Below are 10957 nucleotides of genomic sequence, written 5' to 3'. Positions count from 1 at the left end.
CAATAATAAACCGCTCATAATCAAGCAATGCTTGGGCCAGTGGCCTAAGTATTGCCGTGCCTGAAATTTAAGAAACCAGATTTTTTGCTTTATTACTTATGTCACGCCATGCTGCCGTAAGCTCACGATATAAAGCTAATCTATTACTCCTCACCCTCATAAATCCGTTTAAATGAGTGAGATTTGCCATCACTGCTGGTAAACCATTGCCTTTAACTAAGCTGTTTGAGGACGTACTTCTAAATTTGAAGCATTTTTTAAGTATTTCATACTCTTCTGAAATGGAAATTTGATCCAGAATCCCATCTTTAGGATTATCAGCAAGCCAACGACCGCAGTATCCTAACCCTGCATCGACAATACTTATCTCAATGAATCGATTAGTTGAACGATTAGTATTCTTTAACGCAGCCAAATAGCCTTGTAAGGCTTCGTCATTGTTAATTGAGTTAGACACTGCATCGTCAGTTAAATTAATGCCATAGGTATAAATAAGTCTACTTGCTGGTTTTAGCCATGCATTTCTATTCTTATCACGGCTACCATGTTCATGGGTATTGACGAATAACTCATAAAACATGCGACCTAATTCATTCACACTCTCAGCTTTAGGAAGAACGCCTCCACCAGCAACAGTTGAGGACTTTTTCACCATAGAGCTAATTATATTTGTTATCTGCTCTAAGCTTTGTGGTGTAGCATGTTGCGTTGGCGAAGACAGATAGAAGTTACGATCAAACCCCTTGGTACTATGGTCAACAAAGGAATACCAGCAAAGTCGTCCATGATGTTGGCCATAAGAGTTTGCAGGCTGATGTTCAATTGCAGCCTTGGCTAAACTGTTTACTGCTTTTCTCACATCTAAATTAGGTTCGATATTTAAATTAGCCGTTTTAGCCATCATTGCTGCTGTAAACTTATGTGGCGATTTAACAATGTTCGCTAATTGTTCTTCAACCTCTGCAGAACTTGCTTTAATAACAAGTTCTCGTTTTTCATTAAAACGAGCCCAAGTATTCACAGCCTGAATTGCTGCTGCGTATCCTCCAAATGCAAGATCCTTTGACGAGATAGACAGCGCTAACTCTTGATTACCTTGTCCTTCACATATTTTGGATATGACATCCTCAATTTTCTCTATCGTTAGAGAAGCTGGCAGTGTGACCATATTTACTATTCCCTTTTTTTTAGTTTTGATTTTGAATTACAAGTTATCCACTAAACCTCAATACTTTTCTATCCTTGGTGATCATCATTCCACCAGCGACCATTTTTACATTATGTTGTCGCTTTTTTACTGTTGTACTTTTAGCTGGTGTCTTTTTAACGGCTAAGGCTTCACGTTCGGCTTTGATGCGATCAAGCAAGGCCTAGGCGTGAAGTCTTGGCTACGTCGAAAGTGGATTCGTACTGAACGATCATCTATCCTCCTTGAATTGGCAATTAAGCTCCTGCCAGTATTGCTTCACCGCCTGGGGCGCCGTGTTCTTGCTCTTGAAATTCGACTACAGACCAAACAAGGTCGAGATTTATCCGCGACAGTGCCACATAAAGCTTATGATCCCAAAATACACCTTCAGTCCGTTTTAATGCAGCTACAGAGGGAGGATTCAGCTCTCTTGCTACTTGAGCTTGCAGATCTAATAAGTTTCGTGGTCTGATCCTATCAGACACATAATGTTCTAGCGGCAGATAACGACCTTCAACCAAATTTTTGATTTCAAAAACATCATTCCAAGTATCCAGTTTACTCTTTAAAACAGGGTCTTCTGAATCAAGCCTAACCCTGACTTTTGGCGAAATATCATCTAGATCAATCTCTAACGCCACCAGCCCACTTGCGCCTTCGGTATATGGATAAAAGCTGAACCTCTGCTGTCTGACTGTATTGCAAAAAAACAGGTCTTTGGTCTTTTTGGCATCCTGATTACAGGTTCGGCATATTGGAAACAGGTTTTTAGGATGTACTGCAAAAATAGGGTATTTGGATTTACAGAGAAAGTGATCATAATCGGCTCGCCACTGCTGCGCATCTGGCACATTCGCTCTTAAAGGAGCGACTACCTCTAGTCCACACGCTCGGCAAACCTCGCCGTTCACAGTCTTAAAGTCAGTAAAGTGTATATCGATATCTACGCCACCAGCGGCAGCTTTTACATCCCCCAGCCCCTTTGTACCCACGTAAAGGTGGTAACACAAAGATTGCAGTTTTTCCATCAAAGGAGCTGGCATGAATGTCAACAAATCATGCCTTCGTTGCTGGAACAGTTCCTCAAAGTTCTGATTGTCACACACCGTTTCATATAACCTTCGTCTTAGGGCCTCAGGCTCTGTCTGCAGGGCTTCATGCAACGTCTTGAACTTATCCCAAGTAAGCAACCCCTTTCCATCCGGTACTTTCTTGTTATTCCAGCAAGCCAAGCCCAACGGCGTATCTGATAAACTCTGGCGATTAAAACCACCGGCTGGAATTGCATGTTCAAGGAAATACAAAAGCTCACCATTGAGCGCAGTGAAAACAGCAAACTCCGGGGTATTTTGTTCTAATGGAAACAGCATTCTCACCCCAACCTTTTAATGAGATAGGATTTCTCTGGCGACTTGCCTAAGGTCTCAAGCCACTCAACGACACCTTCTCTATCTTCATTTATCCTGCGGCGGATCTCTTCAACCACAGTATGCGAGATCAGTGACTCGAGCCCAAAAAACTGCTTGATCAGCACATCAAAGGAAGCTCCATAGGTCTCTTCAGAAGGTAAACGGTAACTGATGGTGTTATCTTGATTGCGCTCAAACATAAACACACTTTGTTGATGCAGTGACGAAATCATAAAGGGGGAGTGGGTCGCCACGAACACCTGGGCATTCTCATTGTCAGCCCCTAACGCCTGCTGCAAAAAACGATAAAAATGGGTGCGCCAGGCAGGATTTAAATGGGTTTCCGGCTCATCGAATAAAAACAGGGTTTGTTCATCTTTATACAGCGTTAGGATGGCTAACACCTGCAGTAACTGTGCCTCACCGTCGGATAAGTCATCATAACTAACAACCCTACCATTCTGATCTGCCAACTGTAACAACTTAACTGCAAGCGGCAACTTGGACTTCAATGGCTTCTTCACTGGGCCAAAATAGTTGTCGTTTTTGAGCTCACTGCGTACTTTACGATCTAACGTCTTTAATCCTAGTTGCTGAATACGATACAGGCGCTCAAACATCCTTAGACTACTGTCAAAATTTGACTGAGCCAAAAATTGAGTTACTTGCGCTTCCTGAAAGTCTAACTCAATTTTTCCGCGCAGATAATCCAGGTTAAACTCCTCATATTCATCGAATGAAGTTCGCGGTCCTATGCCCTTGACATTGTAAGGTAGTGCGTCATCAATAAACTTCTTGATATCGTTTGCCAAGTCCTCTTCAACCACCCAGTTCTTAAGGTCATACTCCAGTTCCATTAACACTGGCTCATTAAAAGTGGTGCCTTCAAGTGCCTGCAGCAAGTGCTGTCGGTTAGATATCGCCAAAGAGGCAATAGCCAACTGAGCACTATCATAATCAAGAAAAACATGGGTGCTCGAACGCAGTGAGGTCTCCATAAGTGACAACGGGTTTACATAGGTAACCCGGTCAACGCCAGTTCCAAATTCGGTGACATCCTGAGAAAACAAATGAGGGTATCGCCTAAGGAATCGCTCGTTCAGAGCTTCAACACCTTGCTGATAGCGCATTTGGCTTTGTTCATTATTGCTATAGCGATGCTCTTTTTCTATCGAACTTAATTGCTTACGCCGACTTGCTCTAGTGGTAAGCCCTTCATAGAGCTGATTGGCATTTTTCAAAAAGCTGCACTGAAGATTTTCATTTAAACCAGAGGAGTAGCCCACCACGCGCGGCAATGGCAGATCATCTAAAGGAATCAGACTCCGCTCATCGTCAAAGCAAGCGAACACCTGCGGAGTCTTACTTGTCGCATCGACTTCAATGTAGTATTTCGGGTTAATCACGTCACTAAACTGAGCAAGTGAACCTCCCCAAGTGATACCACCAAATGAGCTGTTGCTATCATGAAGTTGGTACTCTAGGGCAAAACCAAAATCCAGAGGTGTTTTCACTTTAAAATCTGGCCGCTGGACTCGTTCTAAAAAGGCGAAACATTCCGCAATTAGCTCAAGCAGTTGTGACTTACCAGAGCCGTTCAGTCCTACCAATGCAATGGCTTGTCCAGTAGACTCTGAGAAGTCAAACTGTTGATCTTCCAATCCTTTATATCGACCACGTAAGCTCAGGGATAATAGACGCATCAGGCTTTCTTCCTTGTTTTTGTGCCTTGCATGGATTGACGCTCAACTTTAATTTTTTCCAGCAAGGCTTCGGCGCTGTTTTCACCGGATATCAGTTCAGGGTTTGCAGCGCGCCAGTCGGCTGTCAGTTCACCTCTGAATGCTTTAGCGAGTATTGATTGGGTGAGGTTATTGACACGCGTTTGTGCTTCTTTAACCTGCACTTCGACAAATTTGATGGGATCAAATTTGGACAGTTGCAAGCTGGTCCGAAGGACAAACCATAGGGACATGGTTTGCACTTTATCGGCGAAGGCAAATAACTCTTCGACACGACGGACACAAAATCGTCGGGAACGATTTTGGACTGCAGAAAGCAGGACCGAAGGCCGAGTATCAGGGATTATACGAGCAATTTCGGTTTGCTCTGCACCACCAGTTAAATTCAAACAATAGATAGCACCCATCATACCTTAGCCTTTTTAGCTCGCGCATTCTTTGCGGGCTTGAGCTTTTTTCTTTCAGCTTTTATACGCTCAAGCAAAGCCTGTGCGCTGTTTTCGCCGCAAATGAGTTCAGGGTTCGCAGTGCGCCACTCTTGAGTTAATTCGCCCCTGAAGGCTTTAGCCAGTATCGACTGGGTGAGGTTATTAACTCGTGTTTGTGCTGCATTAACCTGCGCTTCGACTTTATCGGCGAAGGCGAAAAGTTCTTCGACACGACGGACGATTTCGTTTTGAATAGATTTGGATGGGAGTTCAAGTTTGAAGCTTTTAACGTCTCGTATATATATTGCTTGTTGTGCAGATGAGCCTGAAGTTGCTATGAGCTGCTTTTGGCCGTTGGAATCTTTAAATACTAGCTCCATATACTCTGACATTACGATATTTTGGTTTAATTTTATCAGTAGAACACTACCCATTAAACAGAACTCATCATCAATTTTCACTAGATGTGTTCTGCCAACTGTTGCACCACGACTAACAACTAGAATATCACCAAACTCTGGATTACATCGTGAAATAGCCTTATCAGCTACCTCTCTTGAAACATATTTTACATTTTCAAAAAGTAGTTCATTTTCTTGTACATCCTTTGCAGATAAAAGAGGTATTCCATGACTTAAAGTCTTGGGTGTAATGTGTTCACCATCAGTAATTTTTTCTGAAATATCAGATAAGTCATATTCTCGATATTTAGGTTTTTCTGCTACCAGCTCACCGCTGACGGCGGCGGCGAGAACGGCTTGGCGGAATAATTTTAAGATGGTGGGGATGGCATCGAGGCGGGCTTTAGTGCTTTCCACCTGCGCCAGCAATTCATCCAGCTTGTCGGCAATGACCTTTTGTTCGGCTAATGGTGGTAGTGGGAACTCTAATCCCTTTAAAATCTCTAATCGAATGCCTTTAACTGTTGTACCAGTACCTAATGATTCAATCAAATTAGCAATAGAACGGTACCAATAAACAAGGTACGGTTTCTCAACGTTAAGGTTTACGAATAAAGCTTTCAGATCTTGGTTGATTGCAGAATCAAAACTGGCTGTAACAATCTTGCCTAAACTCATACGAGTGGCAACAATAGGTGTCCCTGCAGGAATCACATTGGTACTACTGTTTTCAACAGCTTCTTGCGAAATATGATCAACAGTATCGACAAGTTCATTCTTGTTCATATCTTTTACTGACATCCAAGGGATATCACCCTGAAAATACGAACTAACTGCTTTACTAGGTGTACCACCGCCCACAATGGAGTCGACTACGTCTTCAAGCTTTGAATTCACCCAGCTATCAGGAATCACTTGGCTCATCCCTTCACCTCAGTTTCTAACTCAGCACCTAGTGATTTCATCAAAGCTTCAAGATCGGCCAAGGCGCCTTTCAGCTCGGTCATGGCTTCGCCGGCCAATTCTTCCGGTGTGCCTAAGTCGGCGGCATCGACACTGTTGGCGTCTTTTAGCCATGATATATCTAGCGAGTCACCTTTGGTGTCGCGAATAAAGTCACGACTAAATACACGCCAGCGGCTATGGGCGACTCTTTGCTGCGCTTTCTCGCTTCCGTCTATATCTTGATTAACAACTGAATCATCGACTTCCGCCTCTTCGGCATTAAAGCTCCACTCCCCTTCCACTCGTTCAACTAACGCTACATTACATACAGCCTCGAACGGGGTTAAGTGCTGGGCACCAAATGGGGTGCGTTTACCAAAGTTAGGCATGTTAGTACGTAAGTCATAGAGCCAGGTATTAGTGGTGCAGTTTTCTTCCTGCAGTTTGTCGGCCTCTGATCCCTTGGTGAAGAACAGCACGTTAGTCTTTACGCCCGCGGCATAGAAGATACCTGTCGGTAAACGTAAAATAGTGTGCAGGTTACACTTATGCATTAAGTCGCGGCGCACATCGGTACCGACGCCCGCTTCAAATAACACGTTATCAGGCAATACTACGGCGGCGCGGCCACCTGGCTTTAAGTTGCGGTAAATGTGCTGTAAGAACGCCAGCTGTTTGTTGCTGGTGGGATAGGTTAAATCATCTCGGGTGATAGAGGCATCACCGCCCTTACTGGTACCAAACGGCGGGTTAGCTAAAATCACATCGGCTTTGGGTAAACTCATGCCGACTTGGCCTAATGAGTTACCTAAGTGGACTACGCCTTCATCGTCGCCTTCCATGCCATGCAGTAAACAGTTCATCAATGCTAAGCGGCGTGTTGAGGGGACCAGCTCGACACCGATAAAGGCCTTATTCTTTTGAAATTCGACCTGCTTAGCATCTAAATCAAAATGATCATCGGTTTTGGCTTTAATAAAGCTGTCGGCGGCTATCAAGAAACCTGCGGTGCCTGCAGCGGGATCTTGGATAACTTCACCAGCTTGTGGGTTGATCACTCGCACCATAGAGTCAATTAACGCACGCGGGGTAAAGTACTGGCCTGCGCCTGATTTGGTCTCGTTAGCGTTTTTTTCTAACAAACCTTCGTACAAATCACCTAGGCCATCTTTTTGGGCACTGAACCAGTCAATTGAGTCTAATGACTTAATTAATTGCTTTAAATGACGTGGCTCACGCAAGCGGGTTTGGGCATCGGCATAAATGGCTAAAATTAATGGGTCTGCATGTAGGGTGTTACCCTCGCTGTCTTTACCTGTAGATAGGGTCAGTAGCATACGCTTATAGTCATCAAGCAGGTTTAGGCCGTCTTTGTCACTTAAATCTGTCCAGCGGCAACCTATTGGCAAGGTGTGCTTATTGAGTAAGCCCGCCTCGGTGTTCTCGTGCACCATTTTAATAAACAGCAGCAAGACTAGCTCAGTCACGTAGTCAGAATAGTTAATGCCGTCGTCACGGAGTACGTCACACAGGTTCCATAATTTTTGTACGATGTCGTTGTTGCTCATTGGATTTTGCTCTTTTCTTTTAGGCCTATTGGGCACTGACTGAATATGAATTTACGGTTTATTAGATTAATAGCGGCTGAACTGGTTACTGTCTTTGGTCATCAAAGTGACAAATTTAGGGTGAACAAATAGCTTCTCTTTGCCCGATTGCACCTCTTGTAGTACCCCAATGTCGCATAGCTGCTTTAAATATACTGAGGCGGTTTGGCGCTTAGCTAAGCCACTATCGACTAAGTTTTGAATGCGGCAATAGGGTTGCTCAAAAATGACTTGTACTAGTTCATGGCTGTAGATTTTAGGTAACTGCTGTCGCACATGTTCGGTGGTGTGTTCAATTAACTCACGGGCAGCGGCAATTTTATGTGTGGTCCACTTAGCCGTTTGCTCTACTGCATTAAGCATGAAGATTATCCAAGGTTGCCATTCTTGCTTAGTAGTCACATTAAGTAACAAGCGATAGTAATCTTGCTTATTAGCGACGATATAGCGGCTTAAATACAAGATGGGGGCGCTAAGCAGTTGTTGGTCGATAAGGTAAAGAATGTTAAGCACGCGGCCAGTACGACCATTACCATCGATAAAAGGATGGATGGCTTCAAACTGATAGTGGGCCATTGCCATTTTAATCAGTGGATCGATATCATCTTGATTATGTAAAAAGGCTTCCCAATTGCTTAGCAAATCACGAATAACAGTCTCGCCTGCTGGTGGGGTGTAGATAACCTTACCCGTGGCCTGATTAGTTAAGCTAGTACCAGGTACTTTACGCACGTCCATCTGTACAGACTTGATGGTACTGCAGATTTCTAATGCGGTTGTGACACATAGCGGCCGACTGGTTAACTGAGTAAAACCTTGATAAAGCGCAGTACGATAGCGAAGCGCTTCTTTTGTCATAGGATCGGCTTGGCTATCTTCTTGGGCATATTGAAACAGTTTGTCTGTGGTGGTGACTATGTTTTCAATCTCGCTACTGCCTTGTGCTTCAAGCAATGGCAGTAAGTTGATGAGCAAGCCTTGGTTAGGCAGTAGCTCACCCGCTTGCTTTAATTCAGCAAGGGCTGCTCGAGCAGGAATACAGGCTTTGAGTATGGGTAAGGTTTCGGCCAACTCCCCTAGTTTGCTGTCTAGCGGTAAAGGGGCCAAATGGTTGTATGCTTGTTCAGCTTGCCATTCCATGTTTAAAAAACCTTCCTTTTTCGACATATAAAGATATTGCAGTGAGCTTATGTCGATTCAATCGACATGTAAAGATAACATGTTTATAAAAACTAACTTTATCGACATATAGTGAGTATTTCGAGGTGTTATGTCGATTGCATCAACATTACAGCCACCTATGTATCGCTGCTCCGTATTCGGTTATATCTATAGCCATAGCTAAAAACTATATATGCTCAACTGATGTATAGAAAATAGGCTTATCTATCCGCATAAAGCAAGTTTACGCTAACCCATTTGCTAAAGGTATTCGTTTACCATTATTGACTGAAAAACGAGTCTAAAGATTAATTACAAAAGCCAATATATATTGGTGTATCATACTGATGCAATTGATTTTATAGGTAACTGGATTTTGCGTAAGACACTATATCGATGTTTCTTTGTGGCTATATCGCCTTATTTGCCTAATACAGGCTTTGGCCAATTTGTAAAATGGAAGCTGGCATTGCTTTTAGTTGGTGATGAATTTCATCAACAAAACTTGTTAAATAATCGCGATAAATTAGCCCGTCATTTTGCTCACGATACACCTTTGCAAGCAGATCTAACCGAGTTACTACCCTGTGATGCAACAACGAATGTGAAAGTGTTAGACATTGGTGCAGGACCAGTGAGTAAAGTCGGTAAAATACATAATGGACATGAAGTCGAGTTAGTACCTATCGACCCTATGGCAAATAAATACCGTAAGATACTGACTGCACTTAATTTACAGCCTAAATATTGGACTCGTTACGGTGAAGGAGAACGACTTAGTCAGCAGTTTGAGGAAAACTCATTTGATTTAATTCATGCACGTAACAGCATAGATCACTGCCTTAATCCCATTACCGTTATTGAAGAAGCTATTAGGGTATTAAAGCCTAAGTGTTATTTTTATTTGAACCATTATCGTAATGAAGGTAAAGCGGCTAAATACTATGGATTACATCAATGGAATTTTGATGTTGTTAATGAGGACTTTATCATTAGCAATCGTTTTGGTGAACAAATCAATGTCAATTATTATGCGTTTTTGAATTAGCATACTCAAGACTCATACCGATACGATCACTTTTTGTATCTCTAAAGTGTTCTTCAATTGTAAGCGTCCAGAGAACACCACTTATTTTTTGAAATTTCACGGTAATAAACTGTCGATATCAGGAGTGGTTTTGCATAGTTCATTCAGGCTGACCATGATGTAAATGAATGGCATTTACTCTACAAACAAGATAGTAATCTATTATCTCTATATTTTTGTAAAATATCAGTATATCAAACTGTCTATTATTTTATAACATAATAGACAGCTTGATATGTATTGTATTAATTGTCTACTAAATCGTTTACATTAATAAAATAGACAACAATTCTACTTTTCGATTTAATAGACATATATGAGAAAATTTGGATACGCACGAGTATCAACTAGCCAACAATCACTAAAACTCCAAAAACAAGCTCTTGAAGCTGAAGGTGCTAAACCATCAAGAATATTTTCTGATGTTGGTAGCAGATCTAATATGGATAGAGAGGGTTTGAATCTTTTACGAGTAAAAGTAGAGGAAGGTGATCTTGTTTTAGTTACTCGATTAGATCGCTTGGGTAGTGATACTGCCGATATGATTAAACTAATAAAAGAGTTTGATAAAGCTGGTATTGCCATTCGCTTTATTAAAGAAGGCTTAAGTACCGAAGGAACAATGGGAAAAATGGTTGTTACTATTCTAAGTGCTGTAGCTGATGCCGAACGTGAACGTATATTAGAACGTACAAATGAAGGTCGGATTGACGCTATGGCAAACGGTGTCGCTTTTGGTCGAAAACGTTCTGTTGATCGGGTTAAGTTACTTGAACTGCATAAAGGTAAAATGGGAGCCACTGATATAGCCAAGGAATTAGGAATAGGAAGATCTACAGTTTATTCAATTCTTAAAGAAGAGTAAGCGGTTAATTAACCCCACATTCCAATAAAAATCAGGCTTTGGCATAGTGCTTCTTTACAAAGGAGATGCTATGAATCAATTGCAAAAACATGACCACTGGACTCAAATACTGACTGAGTTCAA

9 protein-coding genes are annotated in these 10957 nt (G+C 42.3%); 2 read left to right on the top strand and 7 right to left on the bottom strand.

The window, feature by feature from the left end:
* Positions 1-67: 67 nt before the first annotated feature.
* From IEW93_RS21035 to fic, 7 genes are all read right to left on the bottom strand, one after another.
* Positions 68-1168: a hypothetical protein gene (locus IEW93_RS21035; RefSeq protein ID WP_229706738.1), complete on the bottom strand. Its 1101-nt coding sequence runs from the start codon at positions 1166-1168 to the stop codon at positions 68-70.
* Positions 1169-1443: 275 nt separating this feature from the next.
* Entirely contained in the window at positions 1444-2559 is a 1116-nt protein-coding gene (locus tag IEW93_RS21030) for a hypothetical protein (protein ID WP_188741167.1), read from the bottom strand.
* A gap of 2 nt (positions 2560-2561) precedes the next feature.
* Positions 2562-4301 (bottom strand): AAA family ATPase, encoded by a 1740-nt coding sequence (locus tag IEW93_RS21025; protein WP_188741166.1) that lies wholly within the window; start codon positions 4299-4301, stop codon positions 2562-2564.
* On the bottom strand, positions 4301-4750 hold the full coding sequence (locus IEW93_RS22160) for a hypothetical protein (protein WP_229706737.1): 450 nt from the start codon (positions 4748-4750) through the stop codon (positions 4301-4303). Before IEW93_RS22160 ends, IEW93_RS21025 begins: the two co-directional genes overlap by 1 nt.
* Complete coding sequence (locus IEW93_RS21015) at positions 4747-6093, bottom strand: restriction endonuclease subunit S (protein ID WP_188741165.1); 1347 nt, start codon at positions 6091-6093, stop codon at positions 4747-4749. The genes IEW93_RS22160 and IEW93_RS21015 overlap by 4 nt, the downstream gene beginning before the upstream one ends.
* A complete protein-coding gene (locus IEW93_RS21010) occupies positions 6090-7682 on the bottom strand; it encodes a class I SAM-dependent DNA methyltransferase (protein ID WP_188741164.1) in 1593 nt (530 codons plus the stop codon). Before IEW93_RS21010 ends, IEW93_RS21015 begins: the two co-directional genes overlap by 4 nt.
* 66 nt (positions 7683-7748) lie before the next feature.
* Positions 7749-8861, bottom strand: a complete 1113-nt coding sequence (gene fic / locus IEW93_RS21005; RefSeq protein ID WP_188741163.1) for a protein adenylyltransferase Fic — start codon at positions 8859-8861, stop codon at positions 7749-7751.
* A 397-nt stretch (positions 8862-9258) separates the two neighbouring features.
* On the opposite strand from fic, the gene IEW93_RS21000 reads away from it, so the two are divergent.
* Together IEW93_RS21000 and IEW93_RS20995 are read left to right on the top strand one after the other, a co-directional pair.
* Complete coding sequence (locus IEW93_RS21000; protein WP_188741162.1) at positions 9259-9930, top strand: class I SAM-dependent methyltransferase; 672 nt, start codon at positions 9259-9261, stop codon at positions 9928-9930.
* Positions 9931-10285: 355 nt separating this feature from the next.
* Positions 10286-10834, top strand: coding sequence for a recombinase family protein (locus IEW93_RS20995; RefSeq protein ID WP_188741161.1), 549 nt, complete (start codon positions 10286-10288; stop codon positions 10832-10834).
* The last annotated feature ends 123 nt before the right edge of the window (positions 10835-10957 follow it).

Origin of the sequence: Shewanella inventionis, assembly GCF_014641855.1 — a bacterium.
Classification (GTDB): Bacteria; Pseudomonadota; Gammaproteobacteria; order Enterobacterales; family Shewanellaceae; genus Shewanella; species Shewanella inventionis.
This window is presented reverse-complemented; position numbering and strand designations above follow the sequence as displayed.